We start from the raw sequence: 25,162 nt of genomic DNA, 5'->3' as shown, positions 1-25,162 counted from the left end.
ATGTTAGTGATTATATACAAGGTAGCAGTGGGGTTAGGAGTAAGAATTTTTATCTACACTTAAATTTATCAACTTTCTATACTTTTTAAGTATTGTATTATAAAGATGCTTTGGTTTAATATGAATGTAGAATAATAATAAATGCATAAACACAGAATACAATAATAACAACTATTTATTATCTTAGATAATTTGATTGTAGACTAATATTTAAATTTTAAGAGAACCAACTTCTGATTAACTATTAACCAGACTCTAAACATATTATTCACAAAGCATTGAAAGGTTTTAAGTGAGATTTTTTATATTGTTAAATATTGAATAAATTCTTGCAGAAATAAACCCTAAAACAAGTCTATTAATGATATAGAAATTTTGTAGTATTTGTTTTATATAAATTTTCGATAGATTTTCTGAATGCTTGTAATAAAATATGGTTGTAACTAGTTAGATCAACGTGAAAGTTTTTCACATATTGAACTCATATACGTATTTAGCGAATGTAAATTTTACTGGTTATAAATTTTGTTGGTAAATATTCAATATTGACATTAATAATTATACCTTAGGTTACCTACAAATTTAGCCTAGAAATATAATAATTGGGAATAAAAATATATTTATCTTATATCAAGTGGAGTATTCATATATTCAAAATATTGTCCAATATTTTGAAGTTTTATAAAACATATAGTTAAGGAATCATCTTTTTAATATCAATTTAATATCAATAGGTATAGATAGCTTGTAAGAATATATTTATATTTACAGTGAAATATGATGATAATAATCATATGATATATCTACTAAAGTGGTGAGCTTAATTTTGATAGTACATACTACATATTAGGATTACAGGTAAGTTATTTTATCTTAGGAAATATTAGATATCATGGTACTATATCATAGTATTATCATGATATAAAAAACCTGGGTATTATTTGTTTATCGTCGAGAATTAGATGAATTAAAAGATAAGAGAAATATAAAAAATTTCTGATTATACTGGTAATCTAATAGTAATAGCTAATAGCAGCAATTTACAATTATATATATGTAAGGTAACACCTTAAAAGGGTAGTTGTCACCATAAATCAGAAATATTTATATCTGTAAATGCCTGTAACTTAACAAACAAGCCATAATATTACTGCAGATTTAATGGAAGGTTTTAATTAATTTGTATTCAAGAAAAAGTCATGCTAATTAACCTAATTTTATTTGGGTTATGAGAAAAAATAAAAAGACTTTTGTTTCTTAGAATATACTTCATAAGTTATAAGCTAATTACTAAAGTTATATAGGCTTACCAAAGGTCTGCCCTAATAAGCAGGATTCTTAGAAACACATAACTGCCTTGATTTATGCATACTGCTAAACTCAAAATACTTGGATAATCAAACACCAAAAATATATTACCCACTACATACAATTTATTGAGGAGAGCAAATATCCAGGTGATAATCAAGCAAATTTATTTCTGAGATTTATTAACCTGTTTGAGAAGTCGTTGATATCAAGAACACTCTCACATATCACCTATACTTTAGATACTTTGAATTCTTATCACTATTAAAACCTTAATTTCTGAATAGCTATCACTATAGATTTTAGCCTATAATTATCAACTGCCCCAGGTAAAATTCTTATAATGTTCTATTCTCACACAAATTAAATTCCTTATATCACAAAATATTTTCAGCTGATCAGAACTTTACACCTGTTGCGGAAATATGTGCAAACTCAATAACATCCGCATCAAACTAAGTCAAAATTTTCTATATCAATCCTTGCATAAAAATATGGGAAGTCAGTCGTTCTTAATAACTGATATATAACGATTTAATGTTTTGGAATATCCGGTTTGGCTCTATTAATTTAGATTGATGATAGCTTTATTATATTGTGCTTATATCCAGATTATTAGGTTAAGCCTTACTAATATTACTTACAAACACACTGTTTTTATAAGGTTTACACTAAGAAATATATTTAAAATCATACCTAGCTTTTCAAAAGCTAGACAAAGGGTAAATTGGCAGTAATTGGTTTCAAATTAGTAAGGTCGACTTTAATCCTATCAAGTCTTTTAAGCAAATATAGTTCTAATATTTAAACTTTAAAATGTTATCTTTTGGGACCTATTTCTTGTTAAGAACTTAGGAGTAAATGGGATTAGTTTCCAGCTATAAGCTGGAAACTAGATTATATAAAGAACTAAGTGATAGTGAAAAATCAATACTAATGAACAGTGCTAAACTCATAAAATGCGATTTATTTCGCTGCCAATTTCAGCACTTCTCCAGTTATCCGAAGACTTTCTTCAAACAAAACCTCACGACCCCAACGTTGTAATTGCTGGCCCAATAAAACCTCAGCTTTTTGCTCAGGAAGAGAACTTATCTGTTGGAATGAACCTGTTGATTGTGCCCCACCATGAGTTTCCATGCGCATACAACCACCAGTCTCTGAGCAGATGAGAGTGCTACAATTTGTCTGTGATTCACTGGAGCTTAGACTTAGGGCAATTAAATCACCCACAACATTACCAACATTAGCAACAGGTACCCCTGTTAACTCTGCTTCTACCTGTCTTTGTTTATCAGTAATAAAACTAATCTTCCTAATGTTATAATCCCCAAACTCTTGCTTATAGGTACTTGGTTGCCATTGCAGACGACTTGCCAACCACCCCAAAAATAATAGTGCCTGGACAGGGTTACCTTTTTCATGATCAATCTTAACTCTATCTACTTCCCATACAGCTGTCTTTCTATGTGGCGGGTCAAAAGCTTGTGCTGTCAATTCTTGCCAGGCTGCAAGACGACCCCAATTTAAATCAGCTAAAGGTATTCCGGTCTCCACAAGTTCTCTCAACTTTAGCAAATCATTTTCCGGCTCGTTAAAGTTGCAGGAATCAACTATTACATTATTACAAACAGATCCTAATTTCTTAAATAGAGGATTATTGGGATCAGGTGTGGCTTTCCACCATAGGAATTTAGGTAAACCACCTATTAGTAATGCAGGTATCATACCACCAATTCTTTCCAAGGCGGCAGTTGTACCCGTTAAGTTAATATATTCACAACACACCAAAGTACTGGATGATTGTTTCTGAATAGGGCAGTAAGCAGATACTTGAGCTTTTACACCCTCATCATCTCCGGCAATGGGAGATAATGTAATAATCCGACAAGGATTGCGCAGGGCAATTTCATCTGCAATTCTGGGGCTTTTGCTATCTACACTATAAGAAATAATAATCTCATCATCGGCTGTACTATGGCATTGGTTGTCTACTTTCCTTAACATATCTAGTGTTTCAGTGTTTGAAGTTCCAGTTTCTGATAATCCATGTTGCTTCTGAAACTCTATAAGTGCAGCTTCTGTTTGAGGTCCTAGAATACCATCAATTGGACCATTATAAAAACCTGCAGCAGCCAATAAATACTGGGTTAATTCTGGTTCATAAACTACCAAGGTAAAAGTGGTAGCCCTAGTCGCTACTGGTAATGTACCATCATCTCCAGCGATACCATAACTTTGCCAGAGTTGATTAAGTTCTGCTTCAATTTCTGTAAGCGAAACATCCTTAGGAGCTTGAAGTGAAAAAATAGTTGGAGCTTGGGGAGTCATAATAAATTATAGGTTTTGGAACTTTGATTTGGGATTTGCATTATAGACTTGAAGATAGAGAAGTTAAGATTCAGTATTGAGAGTATTTTTACTATTTAATACTTATTAACTTTCCTTCTCCAATTTTCTAGTCTAAAACCCAAAATTTAAAATCTAAAATTCTATAGTCTACGCCAGTGCCTGCCATCCTGGTTAATTAGTAACTCTGCTTCAACTGGTTCCCAGGTCCCAGCCTCATACTTCGGAATTAAACTTGGATTGGAAGGCAAATCCCAAACAGAAAGGGCAGGTGTTACAATTTGCCAAGCTGCTTCCACTTCATCTCCCCTAGTGAATAGCGTTTGATCGCACATCATACAATCCAGAAATAAGCGATCATAAGCATCAGACTTAGCTTCAATGCCGAAAGATCCGTAACTAAAGTCCATATCTACAGAGCGGGTACGGAATTCTGCTCCTGGCATTTTGACATCAAAGTGGAGGGAAATCCCTTCATTTGGCTGAATTCTCATGGTTAAAATATTAGCGTTGATCTGTTGAGAAGCAGACTGAAACATCCGAGAAGGTACATCACGGAAATGGATGGAAATCTCACTAACTTTTTTTGGCATTCGTTTTCCTGTACGTAGGTAGAAAGGAACACCTTGCCAACGCCAATTATCTACAATAAATTTAGTTGCCACATAAGTTGGTGTAGTAGAGTTGATATCTACACCCGGCTCTTCACGATACCCAGGTACAGGTTTGCCTTTCATCCAACCAGAACTGTACTGGCCGCGGATTGCTGAACGCTCCAAGTTATGGACATCAGATAATCTGGTAGCTTGCAGTACCTTTACTTTTTCAGTCCGAATACTGTCTGCATCCATCGAATTGGGGGCTTCCATTGCTGTCAAGCAAAATAATTGCATTAAGTGATTCTGCAACATATCTCTCAAGGCCCCGGAACTTTCATAATATCCAGCCCTATCTTCTACACCCACTGTTTCTGCTACAGTAATTTGAACATGATCAACATAGCGCCGGTTCCACAAGGGTTCAAAAATAGTGTTAGCAAACCGGAATACTAATAAGTTTTGTACTGTTTCTTTGCCTAGATAGTGATCTATCCGGTATATCTGCTCCTCAACACAGTACTTACCTACTACTGCGTTGAGGCTTTTTGCAGAAGCCAAGTCTCTGCCAAAAGGCTTCTCAATTACTAGACGATGTTTATAGGAATCATCCAACATTCTTGCTGTTCCGAGCTGTTTAATTGCCTCTGGGAAAAAGTTGGGAGCAACCGACAAATAAAACATACGGTTACCCCTAGTTCCTCTTTGCCTATCCAACTCAGATAAAAATGTATTTAGTTTCTGGTAGCTTTGGGGGTTATCAATATTACCAGAACAATAAAATAAACCTTTAACAAAATCTGACCATAATTCTTCTGGCTCAACTCCTCCATATATTTCTTCCATACCCTTACGCATTTGTTCACGAAAGTAATCGTGGCTCCAATCGCGACGAGCAACGCCAACAATCGTTGTTTCTGGAGCAATGCGACCTTCTCGGCGTAGTTTGTATAGAGCTGGGACAAGTTTACGCCAAGTAAGGTCTCCAGAAGCACCAAAGATAACTATGATCTGGGGTTCGGACATCCCCTGCTGTTGTAGACCGATTCGCAGGGGATTTTCTAGCAAGCTGACCATAAAAATTTTGGGTTTGAAATGTTTTCAATTGTGAATAGAGGAATTACAACAGTAAATATATTTGTTAGTTCTAATTACCAGTTAAATTTACTATTGAATAAAGATAAGTAGCTCCTAACAATTCCCCAACTATGGCGATAATAGCTTGACCTTACTATTTCTATCTGTCATGTTTTAGCTCTTTTACTCCTTATTACTGTTAAAGAGCTAAACTCAAATACTGCATTAGCTAGTTTATATAACTTGCCACTTATTTTTGTTTATGCGTCGGCGGTAGCTTTACTCACAAAATACTAATGGCAAAATCATTCTAATATTTTCATAGGGAATTGTATATAGGTAAATAAGAACTGTTTTTACTGACTGAACTTTTTCCTAGTGCACCTTACTTAAAACTCTGTTGTAATCTTGATTACGTTGTAGCTAATCTCCTATATCAAGAACTTTTAAGCCACTATTCTTGATAGTATCATTAGCAATGATAGAGAAAATCCTTATGACTTACAATGAATGGGTTATTTTCCAAGAAACTTTATTCACAAAAACCATATAAAATATGCAACTGCTATTAATTATGAGATTTTCTTGACCTCAAGCATGGATAAATATTCAGCGCTTAATGATTATTGTGAATGAATGATTCCACCTTAGCTACATCCTGATTACTACCAATAATCAAAGGAGTTCGCTGATGTAATTTAGTAGGTAATACATCCAGAATATCCATATGCCCAGTAGTAGCTTTTCCTCCAGCTTGCTCAATTATGAAGGCTAAAGGAGCTGACTCATATAACAAACGCAATTTACCTTCTGGTTTAAGAGAATTACCGGGGTAAAGAAATACACCACCTTGAATTAATATTCTATGAATATCACTCACCATTGCACCACTATATCTGGATGAATAGCCTCCTGCACGATGGACATAGCGGATATATTCCTGAATTGACTCATCGCATTGCCAAAAATTCCCCTCATTGAGACTATAAACTGATCCATGTTCTGGGATACGAATATTTTCCTCGGTGAGAATAAATTCTCCTAAGCTTGGATCAAGTGTAAATGAATGAACACCCTTCCCTATAGTATAAACCATCATAGTACTTGGTCCATAGAGGATATACCCAGCGGCAATTTGCTTTCGTCCTGGTGCTAATAGATCTTTTACTTCGCTGTTTAAATTTTCTCCTTCTTGATAGCGAATCGAAAAAATTGACCCTAAACTCAAATTAATATCCGTATTGGAAGAACCATCAATTGGATCGTACAGTAATGTATAACGGCCGATAGGGCAATTTTCGGGGATGTAGTAAGGTTTTTCCATTTCCTCAGAAGCAAGGCGACAAACTAAGCCACTTTGCTTCAGTACGGCAATAAAGACTTCATTAGCATATACATCCATATTCTTTACTGATTCTCCTTGAACATTTACTCCTCCTGTAAATCCCAAAGTTCCATCCATGAGTCCTGCTTTACTGAGGCGGCGGGCAATTAGCTTGCCAGCTAATGCAATCCGATTCATCAAAGTACTCAAATCTTGTGCTGAATGTGAAGAGCTTTGTAATTGTTGCAGTACATGGTGTGATACTGTTCTACAGTCATTTTCCAAATCTTGCCCTTGTTTATCTGCGACAACTAAGTTCAAGGGTTCCGGTGCTTGATTCATATAGAGAACTCCTAACTACTCATGGGTTATATATTCAACTGGTCCTGTTAAACAAATATTAGGTTTCCATTTATATATTAGACAGACAATTTGATCAGCCAAATATGATTTTATATAAACTAAATAAATCAGTGAATGGTATATTATCGATATATAATCTTGCTGATCGCATAAATGCTACAATCAGATTTATTATAGATGTTATATTAACAACATTGTAGAAATATATTGTTGCAAATTCCTCAAAATAGAAGTTATATTTAATCTATCTAGTTAGTCATATTTGAATATATTCATTTATAGAAAATTTACAATAAATCTGCGAATTTGTGTATTAATTGTTGTTAAAGTTATATATATAATTCTAGGCTTACTTGACAATTTATAGGTAGTAATAAGTGTTTTTTACCCCATTTTAGCAACTCTATAGAGTGGAGATCAAGTATTTCTTATGATATTTACATCATATTTATTTAATACTAATTTTACTAAAAATAATTACCATGTGTATAGATAATAAACAGTTTTCTAAGAAATTTCGGATGAAAAAAATAACAATCATTAGAATATAAGTTGAGAATTATAGAAAAAATATTAGGTATTTATTAAAGGTATTAGCTAAGTTATAATTGACAAAATATTCTGCAGTATCTAATAGCTTAAATAGCCAAAGTGAATAAAGAAGAGATTATATTATTCTAATAATTAAGAATACAGGATAATAGCACGACCTAATTAGTAATTATGACAATCACTGAAATACTAGTATAGATAATTATTTACTATAGAAGAAACTGCTGTAAATTGAATTATTAGAATAGTTTTACACCTAATTAAGTAGATTGTATAATTGATTTATATACCTGCAATATTTCAATAATTATGAGGTATGTCTTCTGTCTGTTAAGCAAAAATTAGATCCTAGTCAGAAAGCTACCCTACAGCAGAATAATAGGAAGATTTACAAGCATTAAAAATAGACTGAAACTAGCCCAAAAAACTCATTGATGAATCCCCCACCATGTAATATACAAAGTTAATGCTATTAAAATCTTGTCTGCGTTATCAGCCTAAATCTTAATACTAAGTTTAGATATGTGAAATTTTCTAATTCACGACTATATTCTTTCTCCTCCCCTTTCCAAATTATCGCACAATAAATTAAAGTAGATTGATTATTTTTACTACCTATTCAATGCAATCTTTACTTGCAGATGCAAAAAACCTGCTCTTGGATTTAATCGCCCGGTATTATTCTAGGGTTGATTATCTTATTATTCGCTTAGAAGAGTCTGAAGGTACAAATATAGTACTACGTGGTGACAGAGTAGAAACCTTAAGTGAAGATATTTCTATTGGTGGACATATTAGAGCTTGTTATAAAGGAGGGTGGGGTTTAAGTAGTTTCAATAGACTAACAAGTATTAATGAACGTATAGAAGAAGCAATCGCAGCTGCACGCATGGTGGGAAGTGAAGTAACTATCCTAGCTCCTATAGAACCAGTGCAAGTAGTATGTCAACTACCCATTATCGCCACAGATCCCAGGAAAATAAGCATAAACAGGAAAAAAGAATTGTGTGAGCGCTATGTGGACTTGATGAGAAGTGTCGGAAGTTGTATCGCGACAACTTCCGTACGTTATTCTGACAACTCTCAAAAAGTTATCATTGCATCTAGTGAAGGAACACTCATTGAACAATCTTGGGTGGACATGGAAATGCGTTTTGCTGCCACTGCAAGAAAAGGTGATAAAGTTGAGACATGTAGGGAAACTACTGGTTCTCGTCGGGGGTTTGAAGATCTTACAGGTTTAGATAATAAAGTAAAGAATACGGCACAAAGATCCATTATTGCTTTGTCTCTTCCTCCAGTTAAAGGTAATACATATACTGTAGTAATTGATCCAATACTTACAGGTTTATTTGTTCATGAGGCCTTTGGACATCTTTCTGAAGCAGATATGGCTTATGAAAATCCCGAAATTTTGGAAGTAATGACTATTGGTAGAAGATTTGGTCCCCCAGAGTTACAAATTTTTGATGGTGCAGCACCCAAAGGACATCGAGGTAGTTACTTTTATGATGATGAAGGAACTCCTGCTAGCACAACACAATTAATTAAAAATGGAATTTTAGTTGGAAGATTACATTCTCGGGAAACTGCAGGTAAACTATGTGAGGCAGCTACCGGCAATGCCCGCTGTCTTAACTACCACTATACTCCCATTGTAAGAATGACAAATACCTGGATTGCTAGAGGAAAGACTCCTGCAACAGATTTATTAACAGATATCAAACAAGGAGTTTATGCCAGCAGTTGGTTAGGTGGTATGACTAATGGCGAGATGTTTACTTTCAGTGCAGGGGAAGCATGGATGATTCGCAATGGTAAGATTGCTGAACCTATTAAAGGTGTTACTCTTTCCGGTAATGTATTTCAGACGCTTTTAGACATAGAAGCAATCGGTAATGACTTCTATTGGGATGAGTCTGGTGGGTGTGGTAAAGGAGGACAAAATGGTTTACCAGTAGGTTGTGGGGGACCAAGTCTACGCATCAAAAATGTAGTCGTTGGTGGTAAAGCAGCTTAAGTAAAATAAAAATAGCATTTCCCATCTGCCTACACCATATTTACGATATGTAACTGTTGGAGTTAATTTTGCAATCTGGTATCCCTATCGAAGATAGAACTTGATAGTACTTACCCAATTCTAAGAAATTAGGGTCAGCAAAAACATCGCTAGATTTTTGATAAAAATGTAACTAAATATGCATTCTACTCAAAAGAATCAATATGATTTCCTATTGTATTAATAGGGTAAATATTCCATATAATTGGAATATTTACCAACTTATTTAAGAAAAACTTTATGTGTGAAAGTTCCATGTAGTCCATGAGGAATATGGTGCCTTAAGTGTAATCTTGCTAGGGGTTTTCCACGTAAATCCTTAGCATTAAGAATTAGTATGTCAGAACGATGATGCTCTGCATCATAAATTATAGCCAACACCCAACCATCATCTTCAGAAGTGGAATTGGGGTGTGGAACAAACAATGGCTCACCTGTAAACTCCCTTGCTCCAGCACTCCATATTTGTATTTCTCCCGTATACAAATCGACTTTTTTAATTGCCTGCAATGGGCCATTGCCCCAAGGAAAATGAGTAGAACCTATATATAGGTATCGATATTTTCGCCCTAAATTTTGCGGATTAATACTTGGAAATTCGCAACAGAAATTTCCTAAAGGTTTTTTATTAAACGTCCTATCTTCAATATTAAGATGGAAACGCCACAATTTCCCTGGTGGAATCAAACTAAAGTCAACTTGATATAAATCCTCTCCTTGTTTGATTCCTGGCAAGAATTCCTCATAACATATAGAGTCGACTACTATCTTATCATCCTGTTCAAAAGCGTTAGCATGGTGGAAGATAAAACCCGAATTTATTTCTATAGTCTTGATTTTTAGGTTTTCTGGATTACGAGGAATAATAATTGCACGGCTGGGTTTATGAGATTGAAAACTAATACATTGCGCTGCACCAGCTGTTCCTATAATGAAGGGTATAGGATTAAAACTTACGGGATTTTGAAAAAAATACAGTAATTAGGAGTAATGACAAAGTCGTGAATAAGTGCAAAACCCGGGAACTGGTGGGTGTGTTTTCTTGTAACTTTACCGGTTATATCCAGCTCAAACACAGTAATGGAGATGTATAATCCATTATTTTTAACAGAAAAGTTCACCAAACAAGGTTGCCCACCATCCAGTTTACTACTTGTATCAAACCGGGGATGGGCGGAGAAAGAACTACCTGCTACCAAACCTCCCTCCAAGTAGTCTTTTCCCAAGGTATCTAGAGTATAGGGATCCAAACAATAAGGCTCAGAAGCCTCCCACAACGCAAGTAGTTTATCACCCCAATAAATAACATTGGTATTTGCAACTTCTTTGTTTTTTAAGTCAAAACAATTTGCGAGCCATCCACCCGTTTTCTTAGTCCCAAAAACGCCACGGTAAAGTATTCTACCAAGTTTCTGCTCTTTTAGGTAGCCCGGGGTACGCACATAACGGTTGCGAAAATGAACACGTTTATTATCAAAGGTTATACGAGAGATCATCCCATCACCATCAAAAGGATGATGGATGCTTTGCCCATTAATATCTAGTAAGCCAGGACCATTTTTAAACAAAGTACCATTAAGTTCTGAGGGTATTTCACCTTCTATATTTTCTATCCAATAGTCATATTCTTGTTTCAGAGATGTATACCCTGATTGCCAGTCTTCAATAGTATAGGATTGTTTCATATGGGTAGATGTATTTGCCGGTTGGCTCTGCATATATTTTTCTTAAAAATTATTAATGCTTAATGAAAATTACTCGCCAGCATATTAATTCGGATAATTTTTGGTCATGTTGGTTAACTTACCCGTAAATTAAGTTCATAAACTACAAAAAAACCAAAGTGAATAATGAAAGTTTTATTCACTTTGTTTTTTTATGTGTTAAAAGTGGTGAATATATAAGACTATTGAATCTTCTGATGAATTCAATTAACTTCATATTCTCAGGCTAATTTACTGTAATTCCTTCTACTCATTTGCCTCTTGTTTCTCTTAATGAAAAAGACTATATAAATATTAAGAATAATTAAAAGGAATACTTCTAAACCTAAAAGTTGAAAATTCAACTAGTATTTCTTACTATTCTCCATGGTAAATATCACAGCATGATTTTTACTGGAATGGCTTCCTTGTTTGCAGGAGGTAGCCATTTAAGAAAGGGTAGAGGTAATAATGTACTGATGTTAGTTATGATTACTAACAACCAAAGTAGGTCAAAGTTGTTGTCACTAATTCTCAGTATGTGCATCAGCCCTGCACCAAGTTCATAAGAGACTAAACCAGCCAAGTTAAAGATTGACATTAATAGAGCAAATAATGTTGCTTCTATTCCTGAGGGACATAATCTTACTGCCAAAACTAATACAGGCATATAGGCGATTTGCCCCATTACAGTTAAAATGAGACTATCACCCAAACTAAACCAGTAGTCATCAATGCCAATAATACGGTTAGTATGAGTTACTAATAGTAGCATTGTCATCCCCAATACAGCCGACATCAATGTACTCCAAGCAAAAATTACTCGGAAAGGGATAGTTTTTAGGAACCGCTGAAATATCCAAATACCTAATAGTGATGCAACACTAGCAACTAGACGGACTCTGCCTAGAAATTCTGGTTGGAAATGCAATTCATTGGTAGTAAAGAAAAAAAATGCTGAATCTGCAGTAGGGGTCGCTTGCCAAATAAATACAAAAGCTGCAGGTAGCCAAATTGCTTTTTGAGTGATTGCTTGATAGAGTTGCTTAAGTTGGTTTTTTATACTCAAGAAATTATCTTTACTAACCTCATAAATTGGGGTTTCAGCAATTAACCATGCTACCCCGGAAACCAACAATGGAAATGAGGCTGTAACCCAAAATATTGTACGAGTGGTGAAGTGTTCTAATAGAATTCCACTAAAATAAGCTGTAATTATCCCCCCTAAGGCAGATGCACCCCAGCATAATGATTGTAAAGAACCAGCTTCAGTTTGTGATTCGGCTTTTGCCCTTTCTACTACCAGGGAGTCAACTATGACATCACTGACAGCCACTGAAAGTGAGCTCAACATGATTGCTAAAGTGGCGGTTATAGGTTTATGTACTACTGTGGCTAAACTAACCCAAGAAATCGCACCAAGTATACCTGATAAAACCAAATATGGGCAGCGACGATAGCCAAAGATGGGTAAACCATCAGACATAAACCCAAATAAAGGTTTCACTATCCAGGGTAAAGAAACAATACCTAAAATAGCAGATACTTGAACCGGACTTAACAATAGTTCATCTTTAAGAAAAAAACTTACAGCTAGTCGCGCCAAACCTAAAATTCCCTGGACAAAGTAAACGGTCAGAATAGCCACTAGTTCGTAACTTGGCTCATTACCAAACAAAATTTTTTCCTGTACTGAATTTTTAACCTTGGATAAGCCAGAGGAAGATATCAGCATTTGATAAACAATTGTTAAGATTCTTCTACCCATATATCATATCGGTTTTCCATGAATTATGGTTAGTATGTTGATTAAACCTGCTACTGTGAACTATGTCCACTAAGTAAAGTATGGCTAATTTTAGTTATACTCTTCTCCAGACTTATTAGAAGCCTTACCTTTCAATTCCTACTTATTTCAAGGGTTATATTGAGTTTTCATTAATAATCCTTCAATTTCCTCAAAGCAATCATGGTATTCTGACCTCCAAAACCAAAGCCCAAGCATAACGCTTGTTCTATGTTCGCTTCACTGGCTATGGGTACTAAATTTAAGTCAAACTCTGGTACTTTCAGACCAACCAACACACGGCGGGAGTATTTACTGGTGTAAAGACATAAGAGAAAAAGCAATGCTCAAAGCCCCTGATGCTCCTAATGTATGCCCAGTAGATCCTTTTGTGGAACTTATGGCCACTCTATGACTGAATACATGTTGTATAATAAGACTCTAATTCTTGCCATTTAATTGGGTTATAGTACCATGGGCATGGATAACATCAATATCTTCAGGTTTAAGATTGGAGTTTTTTAAACATTGTTTTATGGCTATAATTACACTCCTAACTTGAGGATATGGAACATTACCATGATAAGCATCTGCAGTTGTCCCAGCACTTAGTATTTGTCCACAAATCTTTGCCTTACTCTTCTTGGCTACTTCCCCGGACTCTAATACAAAAACAGTACTGCCTTCTCCTAGTGCTAAATCTTCCCTATGCTTGTTAAAAGGATAAGCCCCAGTACTTGCAAGCCCCCATTCTTTGAAAACCCAGTAATTATTAAAGGAGTAATTGGTGTTTCTACTGCACCATCAATTACTCTTTGACACTGGCCAGAAATATCGTAAACAAGCCCGTAGCACAAGCTGCCATAGGATAAATAACCACTCCCATGGTACCTACTTTTCTAGCTATTGTGATTGCATTCATATGAGGCAACTTATCTATCCAATTCTCTAGACACAAAGGTGAGGATTTTGAGGGTCAAGAGTAAAAGGATTATAATTTAAGCTCTTTTCTCCCTTTAGCTCTTTCAAATTCAAAACCCTCCCAACTACTGGTGGTCTCGAATAGAACCAATTATAACCCCACAATCAGATAAAGGAAGGCTTAAATTAGTATTTTGAATTGCAGACTCGATAATCAGACGGGTTAATCGCTTAAGTCTGCTGGCCTTATATCAATATAACCCTACAGGTAATGGAGGTAGTTCTGGAAAAATTTGATGCACTTGAATGTCTGAAAAACCTGTAATTAACTTTTGCCAAGTATCATCCAGGCTATGACCTAAAGATGATACCAAAACAATACCTGTAACAAGAACTTCAGTCAATTTTAGATTTTGGAATAGGGAAATTAATAATTAAGTATATTTACAGTAATGTATATGAACATCTCTATGTATAAAACACGCTGAAAATTACTAATCGCATGAGTTTTATCTTGCATGTCTTAAGATCATTATGATGAATTTCACTTGTTACTTACCTAATTTATCTCCTATTTTTCCAATTCATGATTTGTCAGGCTGTTTCAAATTTTCTGCACCTTTTATTACTCTTGCAGATTCAATGCGATCACCCTGTTCAATTTTGTTAACTGTAGTCATACCATCAGTTACATAACCAAAGACTGCATAATTCCCATCTAAAAAACCAAGATCTGCCAAAGCAAAGTAAAACTGTGAGGAAGCAGAATTAGGCATCTGTGACCTAGCCATAGCTATTGCGCCTAAGGTGTGAGGTAGTTCTGGTGCTTTGGATATAGTCTTGCCATAGGTTGCTTTCCCATATTCTTTTGCCTTTATTTCTAAAGGAATATATCTGACCTGACCAGTTTTAGGTTCGATATAATTACCAGTTCCCAACCTATTTATTGGAAATTTTGGGTCTTTGCTTTGAGGATCTCCACCTTGAACTACAAATGGATCTTGATTAGTTGTAGGCCCAATAACCCTATGAAAAGCTAAGCCGTCAAAAACACCTTTTTGCACTAAATCCACGAAATTACCAGATGTGATTGGAGCATTAATACCATCTAATTCAATAGTTATGGGTGAACCTTTTACAGTCATTATTACTGTGGCTTTACCTTCTAGCCTGGGTAGGTTTTTCATTAAAGGGTCACTTGATTTTATATCATCTGACATAGGAGTTATATTTGTATAATCTACGTTCTCAGAAGTTTCTTCGGCCGCATTGAAAGATTTAGAAATATCAGAATTCGTCTGGGGTGTTAAGCACCCATTCAATAACAATGCACTAACAATAATCAGCGCAACCAAGTATCTAGAGATTTTTAACTGCATAGACCATTTCAAAAACAAGTAAAATATCCTAACCTTCATGGCAGTTGTTAATTTCAATGATTAACATCTACACAAAAAAGATAGTTAGTAACATAGTATGTACATCAAACATAGAAAACAAAAATAATTTTAGAAAAGGATTATATCCCTTGCTAATATCCCCCCACAATTAGACAGTACTACAACTCTTATACTAAGGCTAGTTTCTAAATCCTATTTAGAAACTAGCCTTAGTATAACTAATAGAATGAATAAATAAGGTTTTCTGAAAATCTAGTGTCAAATTTATCCTTGACAAAAAGACAGTATTTATAAGCTAGCTAATAAAGCTTATATTAAGAATTAGGTTTTAGGAAAACTTACTCAATAACAATAGGCATTGTATATATATTTAAAGTATAAGTTGTTCATAAATATCCTTCCAAGTTTGAGCAATATAATACCAAATTAAACTACTCAAAAAGCATTATGAAGATAAGATAAACTCATAATACTTCAGGTAAACACACCGCTTTTATTATGATCCTTGTAATAAAAGCATTTCCAATCAGTTGTTCCAGTGTAATAATTTTATTTAGACTAGTATACTTCCAGTAGAATACCTGTAATTTCAAAAACTCTTTGGAATTACAGGTATTCTGTAATCAATTCCCTAAGTATAAAGTCTAGTATATTTCTCATATAAGTAGAAATTATTTAAGAAAGTCAAAATATATACAATATGAATCTATTGGTAATATTAATTATTAAAACTAAGCTATGCGAATAAAAAACTAAATACGGTATAAGTATAAGTTATATATATATTGAATTACAAACATCATTTTCTATACTATTGCTAGTAAAAGTCATAAAATTACATAATGCATTAGATATGAGGACTTTATGGTGTATAGGATAGCAAGTCAAATGGTTAGAATTTAGGCAATAGCAAAGTAAGGTAGTGGTTATTATGGTCGTAAAAATATAAGATAGTTGATTGCAGTTACAACTTTAAAATTAATAGTGCTATAAGTCTTAGCTGCAAACAGGCAAGCTATTAAAACTATCTAAAGGGCAACAACTTCTTAAAAGAGTTAAGAAATATTCAAGAATATTATTTGCCAAGCATCTGAGCGATAATTAATTATGATTGAAGACTTATCATAATTAATGGAGAATAAACTTTTTCACATTCCATAATTATAGCAGGAAGGCAATAGGGGAATACACGTGTGTTTCATAATAGTCAGAATACCTTAAACTTTTTTCAAACAGAATATATACAATCATTGATTGGGAAAGACTTCACTGTTTTATGAAAATTAAGATATAGGATTCCTGAGAGAATAGGAAATAACTAAGAGTTATCTGGAAACAAGATAATAAAAATAAACATAAATTAAGATAATTAGGAAAATTGCTATTATTAGCATTAGTAAAAAAATAGATGGCTATCAAAAATTTCAATACTGTATGAAAATCATGAACTCCAATCAAATTGCGTATATAACATAGATAAAGCAAGTATAAATAATCAAGAAAAATATACTTATGGCTCCTGTAAATTGGGAAAAATGTATTGCAGTCTTCAACCATGAAGGGCGTAGAACGGGTCTTTATAGTTATTTTCTTAAAATTTGAACAAGGTTTTTTCCAAAAATTTTTGTTCAGCCTTATCACTAAAATTTATTTGGGATTTGGTTTGAAGCTGTTTTTCTTATCACATTAGATGGTATTATGTATATTTATAATAGTTGTATGTCATAAGCATTACTTCTCAAAGATAGTTAAAGGAAAGCCAGTTTTATGATGGCTCTTGTCTGTTCAGATAAAAACTCTGAAATATAAAGTATTTTATGCTGCGGCTCTCATCAGGAGAAAATTAAAAATGTAAAGTTTGAACTGGCTACATAGTTCAAGACCATGATAAGGTGGGGGATGGTATCAGTTCTCCCGCCAGACTAGTGGAAACTTTGCTCCAAAGTACCTGGGAAACCGCTGAATTGCAAATTCGTGAATGATAAGGTGCTCTGGATCTTGTATGCATGTTTGTATTGAGTGAACTTAAACATCGAGAAAAACTGGGTTGTTTCGGTTGACGATTTTGAGGAAAGAATTTGATTGACGACATTTTCGGCCAGTATTGTAGTTATTGGCCACACATCAGAAGCAACAAGTTCTTTATGTTTTATCCCATTAAACAGAGGTATAGCTCATGTCTGTTCGTTTATATATAGGCAATTTGCCCAAAGAGGAAATAGATCGCCAGGATTTACAAGCAGTATTTGTAGAAGAGGGAGATAGCGTTACGACTAAGTTAATCAAAGATCGCAAGACAGGCAAGTGTCGAGGGTTTGGCTTTATTACCGTCAACAATAATGAGCAGGCAGACCAGATCATTGAAAAGTATAATGGTCAAACCTTCAAAGATACTATAATTAAAATAGAAAAAGCTCTGCCACGCGCAAGGACAGAAGATGGAGAAGAACAAAGTACTAAGTTAGCAACTCAAGGAACTCCTGCTAAAGAGAATAACCGTCGGGAGAAAAATTCGAAAAAATCCCGTCGTAATAATAATTCACGAGATAATAGTTCTCCTTATGGAGGAGATTCTGATACAATCCGTCCAGATCCTCGTTGGGCTACAGAGCTGGAAAAGCTTAAAGAGATGCTAGCTGCACAGACAACTAATTAGTTGTTGGTTTGGGAACCTTAAAAATTAAAAATTCCTGGCCAATTTTTAATTTTTAATCCCTCTGATTGTTTTTAAAGCTTAAGATTCAGGTCTTTCATACATATTTGTAAGTCTTTTTGTATATAGCTTTGTAGACTTTGGGAAAAATGGGTGCGTTGGTTAAATTTTTCTGTGCGGATGGGCTTATATTCAGAGTTCAAAACCCAGCCATAATCACTACTCAGACGTAATTTATTTTGCCAGTCCGATATAGAAACTATAAGTTGACTGGAAGGACTATTATCTACGCCCAGAACTGAAAAGACATAGTTAAATGTATTTTGTTTACCAGGAGCGACAGTTGAAGGCTGACCATATTCCCGAAACAATTCGGACCGCGTACTATCGACCAACCCGGGATATTCTAAATATTCAAGTGTTCTAACAGCCAAGGTAATAGCAAAGTAGAACTTATCAACGGGAACGAATTCTAATTTCATAAGAATTATTCTACTACTGGTTATTGCACTCTGGTAATAGTTTGAGGCAATCTTAACTATAGTTTTGTAGTATGAATGATACTAGTATCATCCATTTATACCACATGACTCAACCAACCTTATATTTTATAATTCACACTAAGTATTCTTTAGTAGATATTAATTAAGAAGGATATGAAATACTTTGGCCTATGCCTTTACTAATTTTAGAATAGTGACGAATTATATGTCTAAATCCCAGAATCTCAAAACATATTGATGATCATACCTGCCACCTTAATTTTGTTTTTACCAGATTTTTTCTTGGAAAAAACTTATTATGTCATCGATATAAGGACTTTACCATCTTCCTATATAACCTCACGTTAAGAAAAACTGCTTGAAAATCGCCAAATTTATACTTGTGTGGAAGCCAGGTTATTTTTCTCTTATATATTCATAATCTTTGAAAAAAAATAATTACATATTTTGGTAAAACTATATAAATCTTATTTTTTCTGTAGCTTTATCTTTAGATAAGATGTAAAGCAACCCTTATTTTATATGTAGATGAATTAATTCTAGTTTAGATGTAATAACTAACAAGAGAGTTAGACTTATGATCCTTGCACTAAGAGTGAGAGTATAATAAATTCAAATTTTACAGTTGTTTATTTTCCCCATTCATCAAAATTTAAGTAATAGTCAAAGGTTATTAAATATAGTTTGGCTTTCCCCATTTTTGACTAATTGCCCAAAACAAAATTTTGTAAATCAAGAGAAGTTGATTTTCTCACTTGTTGGTTCTCTGTTGTTATTGTAGGAGGTAGTTGCAATTAAAACCCTATTTTTCTCTTAAACGATCACGTAATGTATGGTTCAATTCTCGCCAAACTCCACGTTTTTGCCATTTTCGGTAATAATTATATACTGTTGAACTTGGGGGAAAATCTCTAGGAAGCATATTCCATTGACACCCTGTTTTTAATTGATAGTAGATGGCATTGCATACTTCTCTCATGTTAGTTGTACGAGGATGTCCACCCAATTTGGGTGGTGGAATTAATGGTGCTAGTATTTCCCACTCTAAATCACTAAGATCACTAGAATAAGCCTTCCGAGCCATCGCTTTATAAGTATATATATTGCCTTTCAAGTATCCTATATTTAGGATAATACTTAGCTAGTAATCTTTCAATATTAACCTTATCAATGGTTTATAATCCTGATTTTTAATTTTGTAAATGAGGTTAAACCAGCCGGAATTAATTCAAATAAGCGTATGTCATTTGTTGTTATCTCCTAAAAAATATCAAAAGTGTAATTGAACAGTTGCTTAATCATTAAGGGCTCCGGTTGAAATTATCCAATTTTAGTTGGTCTGTAAAATACATCTCATCGCATTTTTAACTAAAAGATTCGATAATTCCACTGAATCAATTATTAACTCCCTATAATTAACCTCAATTTAACAATACTAAATTAAGCTTACTTGACTGTGGTATTTATTATATTTAAGGCAAGAGTATTTCTACAAGATATACACAGTTCATCGAACTCATAAATTTTATTTCTTTGTATTTATATAAATCTACTAAACTTTTTATTTTCATTGATTATTAAAAATATTATTTTTCTGCCTTTAAACTTCCAATCAATCAAAAAGATATTTTAATCAGTACATTACCATATACAAGTTCTAACATGTATTTATAATGATGAAAATCCTCACCGTGAAAATACTAAGAGTTTACCCTACATTAGAATAATGTACTCTTTTCAAATAAAATTCTTAAATACTTCCAAGTACAACTACGCTGCTTTCTAACACCTGGTTAACTATATATATCATACTCAAGGTATTTCCTACAATAACCTTTCAAGATATGAGTTGATGAATAAATTTGGGCAGAGTATACATCAAACTGAACTTATAGTCAGCTCAATACTAGGTAAAATAAAAAGCAAAACATAATAAAAAATACTTAGATATATTTTGGCTAGGTTTTATTTTTGTTATTTCAAAAGCACTTTTAAGTTCCATGAAATAAATGTATCTTTTAGCCAAGTAAAATACAAGTAATAGGATGATTAACTACTTTATTTTTTAATAAAGCTATTGCCAATAGCAGCTATTATTACTTTAATACCTGCTCTGTTCTTCACACTTTTATAATCCAGTTACTAATTTTTTATTTTATCTCTTATTACCGAATAATAATATTTATGCCCATACGAAAGTATTGTACCCAAAAATATTTTTTTCATTAAGTTCTTTAACCCAAATACTAGGGTAATGGTCAATTATAAACATGCAGACTTCTTTAAAATTACTTAAATTTAGACTTGAAGCTTTACGGTTGATTTAAAAATAGGATGATGTTTGTCTTCAACAAATATGGTACGGTACTACGCAGTTATGTTAAATGAAACAAATTGAAAACTTTTCCTAGTATTTCCTGATTATTACATCTCGCTTTTGTTATACTTATACAACGAGGCAACAAATAAAAATAGCTAATTAATGTGCAGACAGTTGACTTTACAACCCTGGTAGCAATTTGTAGTGACATACGTTGTCGTTGGTTACCATCACGTTTAGAAAAAGTTTACCAACGGGATTGCTATACCATTGCCTTAGCCCTAAGAAATTTACATGGTAGGTGTTGGTTAGATATTTCTTGGCACCCTCAAGCTGCAAGGATGTGCATTGGTAATCCACCACCACGACTACCAGACACCTTTACTTTCAGTCGACAACTAATACATCAGTTAGGGGGGTTAGTATTAGTTGGAATAGAAATGATTGCTCCTTGGGAACGTGCTTTAGATATGCGATTTGCTCGTCGCCCAGGAGAAGCCCCAATTTATCATCTACATGTAGAGATAATGGGCAAACATAGTAATGTGATTCTTCTCGATACACAAAATATAATTATTACTGTTGCTAACCAAGTACATGGAAAAAAGTCTGGCGTTCGTACCTTACTTACAGGAAAAATATATGAAAAACCGCCAAAGCTTACTAATACAATTCCCACTTTGGGAGAATCTCAACAAAGTTGGCAAGAGAGAGTAAGTTTAGTTCCAGGGATACTTAAAACACGATTACTACAAAACTATCGTGGACTTTCCCCTTCATTGATTGAATCCATGCTAAATTGTGCTGGAGTTAGTCCTAATTGCACCATATCTTCCCTGACACCTAGTATATGGCAAGAGTTATTTCAATATTGGCAGATGTGGTTACAAGCCTTGGCTGAGGGAAAGTTTAGACCTGTAACCACATCCACTGGATACAATATAATGGGCTGGCAAGTAGTGGAAACTGTGAGTGATATCCAGAAACTTATTAATCAGTATTATACCAATCAACTTAATCAACAGCAATTTGAACAACTACGCCATTATTTAAGTCAAAAATTGAGTAATACATTAACCAAATTAGTAGTAAAACAAAACACTTTTGCTGATAAGTTGCAGCAGTCTCTACATGCAAATACATACCGACAAAAAGCTGACCTATTAATGGCATATCTGCAAACATGGGAACCGGGAATGACGGAAATTAAACTCCCAGATTTTGAAACTGGGGAACCCGTAAGAATTCCTCTAGAGGTAAATAAAAATGCTGTACAAAATGCTCAATACTTATATAAAAAACACCAAAAACTAAAACGTGCTAATAAATTGGTTAAGCCCCTTTTAATAGAGGTGATGGCAGAAATAAATTACTTGCAACACGTAGAAGCTTCGATTATCCAGATAGATAGTTATAAATCTCTAATAGATTTACAAACTCTAGAAGAAATTAGAGAAGAATTAATTCAACAACAATATTTGAAAGCACAAAAGTATATTAATCATAATTACAAAGATCGTACCTACAACTTTCACCGTTACCATACTGCTAGTGGTTTTGAGGTATTAGTTGGACGTAACAACAATCAAAATGATTATTTGAGCTTTCGTCTAGCTGGAGATTATGACTTGTGGTTTCACGCTCAAGAGATACCGGGGAGTCATGTACTACTGCGTTTAGAACCTGGCACTATAGCTGATAGTGAAGACCTTCAATTCACAGCTAACTTGGCAGCGTACTACAGTCGTGCCTGCCAAAGTGATCAAGTTCCAGTAGTTTATACCCAAACAAGACATGTTTACAAACCAAAGGGGGCTAAACCAGGAATTGCTATTTACCGACAAGAACAAATTATTTGGGGTAAACCCCAACAATTTAGAGATTCCCAATTTATATAATAATAGCTATAGTTTGTGGTAGCACAGAGGAAAGCATTATTAGTATAAAAATCCGATGTTAAGTCCTTAACTATTCTGCTTATAAACTAAGTTAACAAATTTTAATAAATTTTCATGATGATCAAGCTCAATAAGCTGGAAATCGATTATTTAAATTATTGAACTTAGGTTATTTTTATTTACAAAGTAGATAATATATCTTATGAAGATAATAACACGTAATAAATATTATTGCTTGTATATAAGATAAGCATCTATAGAAAATAGAACCCATATAAAAGGAAGAAGATAGCAATGTTAGCTGACATAAATCTGGATAGCGCCTTGATTGTTTTCCCTTAAGAATTTAAGACTATAGAAATTGTCGCAACTAACATAATATATAAAAAATGTCATAAATGATTTATTATAGTGAACTATAATTTTCAGGAAAAATTTAAATGCAGATCTTATCAGAACAAACATGTATTTCTTGTAGTAGTAGATCCAAATCAGTAACAGATGAAATTATTACGGAGTTAAAGCCTCAAATTCCTGAGTGGGGCATCATTATCCAAGATGGGGAAAGAAGGTTACAACGCACCTATCTATTTTCAAATTTTCAGAAGGCACTAGCCTTTACCCAACTTGTAGGAGAAGCAGCAGAAATAGAAGGACATCATCCTTCTTTACTAACAGAATGGGGAAAAGTAACAGCAACTTGGTGGACTCATGCTATTAAAGGGCTACATCGTAATGACTTTATTATGGCAGCCAAAAGCGATCATATTTATACTAAATACATCTAGTATAAATACATGACATAATCTTCGCTTTATAATGTTATTTTTACCTCAACCATTAAGATATTAGTGATATTATCGTGAGTAACTTCAACAATAAAACTAACAGTTATATGAATAACTATAAGGATAAGGTAATTAATAGTTCTTATCCTTACTATGAGAGTAATTTCACCAAAATATATTCACAAACGTGCAAAGACAAATAATAAAATTATTTGTCTTTGCACTGGTAGTCTAAGATATACAAATAGTTCTGAAAACTAAAATTTTGATTATCTATGCTGAAGAATAATCATATTACAGTAAATTATAAACTGAGAGATGGTAAAAGAGGATAGTCAATATGAGTTCTGGCATTTATTATTTTCACTTTGATCATAAATGATAAAGTTGAGAAGATTATGAATACAAGAAAAGGGAAAAATTTACTAGATCTAATTTCTAATCCATTCCTAAGACTTTTCTAGCCAACTACGATAACCGGTAACAATACGACTACCATCTTTAAATATATGAACTTCTGTTTGGTTGCTTGACCATGTCATATTATCTTGTAATTTTGGATTAAATATATGTATTCTCTGATTGGTAGAGGATACGGGAGAACTGGGATTATTAATCGCCAGAGATTCAACAAATGCACCATCTATCAAAATATCCAGTTGGTCCATTAGTTCCTTTGCCCCAGGGGGGGCATATTCAGATTTTAGTTTTTCTAGATAAAAGCCTGTAAACGACATAATATTTAAGCCTTTCAGTCTGAGCTTACTAGCCAAAGCTGCAAATGCAGGTGCTTGCCAAAATGGTTCTCCACCAGAAAATGTCACACCTGTATTGCGTGGATTGCTAAGGATTTTTTCTGCTAAGGCATCAACAGTAATCAGTTGATTTATCTCAAATGACCAGGAATCATGATTAAAACAACCAGGGCACTCCTGTAAACAACCTTGTGCCCACACAACAGCACGACAACCAGGACCATTCACTTCTGATTCATCGATATAACCCATAATATTTAGGTATCCAATGGGAATGTCTATGAATGATAATAATGAGTCATTAATCCCTCTTTCCATACTTTTACTCCTTTAAATTAATAAATTAAGTAAATTTGGTTGTTGTAGACTTTTCTCGAAACTCCTAATATTAGACAGGAAATATGTATAATATATCAAAGCTCCATAGCAAAAAAAAATTATGACTCTACAGGCTAATTATGTATAATATTTGAATTACTATAAATTTCACTATCTAATCTACTTATTTCCACATATTACTGCTAGATTTTAATAGAATAGTAAGAATTTACTTCAGCAATATTATAATACATAAGGCAAATATGATTCAAGCTTTTATATAAAAATAATCGAGAAAATTGTTTGCGTATAAGGCTTGAAGATTTTCTAATTTTTACTATTTATAATTTCTGTTTTTGTTATAAAATAAATAGCAGAAATTATGCCTATAATAGTCTTGTAAGATATCAAAAATATTTAAATTTATTAATTTTATCTAGTGAACTTAGTAAACTAATTATTAATATAATAACAATATTAGTTTTATAA

14 protein-coding genes and 3 pseudogenes are annotated in these 25,162 nt (G+C 33.6%); 4 read left to right on the top strand and 13 right to left on the bottom strand.

Annotated features, from left to right (window positions below):
• Window positions 1-2,274 precede the first annotated feature (2,274 nt).
• The 3 genes from opcA to fbp all read right to left on the bottom strand — a co-directional run bounded on the left by opcA (window position 2,275) and on the right by fbp (window position 6,996).
• Window positions 2,275-3,639: a glucose-6-phosphate dehydrogenase assembly protein OpcA gene (opcA, locus tag RINTHH_RS04330; RefSeq protein WP_008233328.1), complete on the bottom strand. Its 1,365-nt coding sequence runs from the start codon at window positions 3,637-3,639 to the stop codon at window positions 2,275-2,277.
• A 161-nt stretch (window positions 3,640-3,800) separates the two neighbouring features.
• Window positions 3,801-5,330 (bottom strand): glucose-6-phosphate dehydrogenase, encoded by a 1,530-nt coding sequence (gene zwf, locus RINTHH_RS04325; RefSeq protein ID WP_008233326.1) that lies wholly within the window; start codon window positions 5,328-5,330, stop codon window positions 3,801-3,803.
• Between the two features lie 616 nt (window positions 5,331-5,946).
• A complete protein-coding gene (gene fbp, locus RINTHH_RS04320; RefSeq protein ID WP_008233325.1) occupies window positions 5,947-6,996 on the bottom strand; it encodes a class 1 fructose-bisphosphatase in 1,050 nt (349 codons plus the stop codon).
• Between the two features lie 1,195 nt (window positions 6,997-8,191).
• Between fbp and RINTHH_RS04315 the strand changes: the two genes are divergently transcribed.
• Window positions 8,192-9,589 carry a TldD/PmbA family protein gene (locus RINTHH_RS04315; protein ID WP_044304613.1) on the top strand — a complete coding sequence of 466 codons (1,398 nt, stop codon included), beginning with the start codon at window positions 8,192-8,194 and terminating at the stop codon, window positions 9,587-9,589.
• A 261-nt stretch (window positions 9,590-9,850) separates the two neighbouring features.
• On the opposite strand, the pseudogene RINTHH_RS04310 reads toward RINTHH_RS04315, so the two are convergent.
• The 7 genes and pseudogenes from RINTHH_RS04310 to RINTHH_RS04295 all read right to left on the bottom strand — a co-directional run bounded on the left by RINTHH_RS04310 (window position 9,851) and on the right by RINTHH_RS04295 (window position 15,417).
• A pseudogene (locus tag RINTHH_RS04310) lies at window positions 9,851-11,346 on the bottom strand (carotenoid oxygenase family protein).
• A 382-nt stretch (window positions 11,347-11,728) separates the two neighbouring features.
• On the bottom strand, window positions 11,729-13,066 hold the full coding sequence (locus RINTHH_RS04305) for a folate/biopterin family MFS transporter (protein WP_044304616.1): 1,338 nt from the start codon (window positions 13,064-13,066) through the stop codon (window positions 11,729-11,731).
• A 203-nt stretch (window positions 13,067-13,269) separates the two neighbouring features.
• Complete coding sequence (locus tag RINTHH_RS11505; RefSeq protein ID WP_008233319.1) at window positions 13,270-13,416, bottom strand: hypothetical protein; 147 nt, start codon at window positions 13,414-13,416, stop codon at window positions 13,270-13,272.
• A gap of 13 nt (window positions 13,417-13,429) precedes the next feature.
• Window positions 13,430-13,732, bottom strand: a pseudogene (locus tag RINTHH_RS11500) (hypothetical protein).
• An 80-nt stretch (window positions 13,733-13,812) separates the two neighbouring features.
• A complete protein-coding gene (locus RINTHH_RS11495) occupies window positions 13,813-13,974 on the bottom strand; it encodes a hypothetical protein (RefSeq protein WP_008233318.1) in 162 nt (53 codons plus the stop codon).
• A 315-nt stretch (window positions 13,975-14,289) separates the two neighbouring features.
• Window positions 14,290-14,442: a hypothetical protein gene (locus RINTHH_RS11490; RefSeq protein ID WP_008233309.1), complete on the bottom strand. Its 153-nt coding sequence runs from the start codon at window positions 14,440-14,442 to the stop codon at window positions 14,290-14,292.
• Window positions 14,443-14,622: 180 nt separating this feature from the next.
• Complete coding sequence (locus RINTHH_RS04295; RefSeq protein WP_044304612.1) at window positions 14,623-15,417, bottom strand: peptidylprolyl isomerase; 795 nt, start codon at window positions 15,415-15,417, stop codon at window positions 14,623-14,625.
• Window positions 15,418-17,614: 2,197 nt separating this feature from the next.
• Between RINTHH_RS04295 and RINTHH_RS04290 the strand changes: the two genes are divergently transcribed.
• Window positions 17,615-18,094, top strand: coding sequence for an RNA recognition motif domain-containing protein (locus RINTHH_RS04290; RefSeq protein ID WP_008233305.1), 480 nt, complete (start codon window positions 17,615-17,617; stop codon window positions 18,092-18,094).
• A 71-nt stretch (window positions 18,095-18,165) separates the two neighbouring features.
• Here RINTHH_RS04290 and RINTHH_RS04285 read toward each other — a convergent pair whose 3' ends face one another.
• Window positions 18,166-18,573 (bottom strand): hypothetical protein, encoded by a 408-nt coding sequence (locus tag RINTHH_RS04285; RefSeq protein WP_008233302.1) that lies wholly within the window; start codon window positions 18,571-18,573, stop codon window positions 18,166-18,168.
• An 826-nt stretch (window positions 18,574-19,399) separates the two neighbouring features.
• Window positions 19,400-19,678: pseudogene (locus tag RINTHH_RS04280) on the bottom strand (IS5 family transposase); the annotation flags it as partial.
• 1,400 nt (window positions 19,679-21,078) lie between these two features.
• Between RINTHH_RS04280 and RINTHH_RS04275 the strand changes: the two are divergent.
• A complete protein-coding gene (locus RINTHH_RS04275) occupies window positions 21,079-22,812 on the top strand; it encodes an Rqc2 family fibronectin-binding protein (protein ID WP_008233297.1) in 1,734 nt (577 codons plus the stop codon).
• A 440-nt stretch (window positions 22,813-23,252) separates the two neighbouring features.
• A complete protein-coding gene (locus RINTHH_RS04270; RefSeq protein WP_008233294.1) occupies window positions 23,253-23,600 on the top strand; it encodes a 4a-hydroxytetrahydrobiopterin dehydratase in 348 nt (115 codons plus the stop codon).
• A 449-nt stretch (window positions 23,601-24,049) separates the two neighbouring features.
• Here the strand turns inward: RINTHH_RS04270 and RINTHH_RS04265 are convergent, their stop codons facing one another.
• The gene (locus tag RINTHH_RS04265) at window positions 24,050-24,673 is read right to left on the bottom strand and encodes a 4Fe-4S single cluster domain-containing protein (protein WP_008233292.1); all 624 of its coding nucleotides are present in this window, start codon (window positions 24,671-24,673) and stop codon (window positions 24,050-24,052) included.
• Window positions 24,674-25,162 lie beyond the last annotated feature (489 nt).

Origin of the sequence: Richelia intracellularis HH01, from assembly GCF_000350105.1 — a bacterium.
Classification (GTDB): Bacteria; Cyanobacteriota; Cyanobacteriia; order Cyanobacteriales; family Nostocaceae; genus Richelia; species Richelia intracellularis.
Note: the sequence above shows the minus strand (reverse complement) of the source record. Positions and strands in the feature narration are given on the sequence as shown.

Excerpts from the sequence above, each read along its gene's own strand:
- fbp (WP_008233325.1), bottom strand. The coding sequence starts at position 6,996 with ATGAATCAAGCACCGGAACCCTTGAACTTAGTTGTCGCAGATAAACAA.
- RINTHH_RS04315 (WP_044304613.1), top strand. The coding sequence starts at position 8,192 with ATGCAATCTTTACTTGCAGATGCAAAAAACCTGCTCTTGGATTTAATC.
- opcA (WP_008233328.1), bottom strand. The coding sequence starts at position 3,639 with ATGACTCCCCAAGCTCCAACTATTTTTTCACTTCAAGCTCCTAAGGAT.
- zwf (WP_008233326.1), bottom strand. The coding sequence starts at position 5,330 with ATGGTCAGCTTGCTAGAAAATCCCCTGCGAATCGGTCTACAACAGCAG.
- RINTHH_RS04270 (WP_008233294.1), top strand. The coding sequence starts at position 23,253 with ATGCAGATCTTATCAGAACAAACATGTATTTCTTGTAGTAGTAGATCC.
- RINTHH_RS04285 (WP_008233302.1), bottom strand. The coding sequence starts at position 18,573 with ATGAAATTAGAATTCGTTCCCGTTGATAAGTTCTACTTTGCTATTACC.
- RINTHH_RS04265 (WP_008233292.1), bottom strand. The coding sequence starts at position 24,673 with ATGGAAAGAGGGATTAATGACTCATTATTATCATTCATAGACATTCCC.
- RINTHH_RS04290 (WP_008233305.1), top strand. The coding sequence starts at position 17,615 with ATGTCTGTTCGTTTATATATAGGCAATTTGCCCAAAGAGGAAATAGAT.
- RINTHH_RS04305 (WP_044304616.1), bottom strand. The coding sequence starts at position 13,066 with ATGCTGATATCTTCCTCTGGCTTATCCAAGGTTAAAAATTCAGTACAG.
- RINTHH_RS04295 (WP_044304612.1), bottom strand. The coding sequence starts at position 15,417 with ATGCAGTTAAAAATCTCTAGATACTTGGTTGCGCTGATTATTGTTAGT.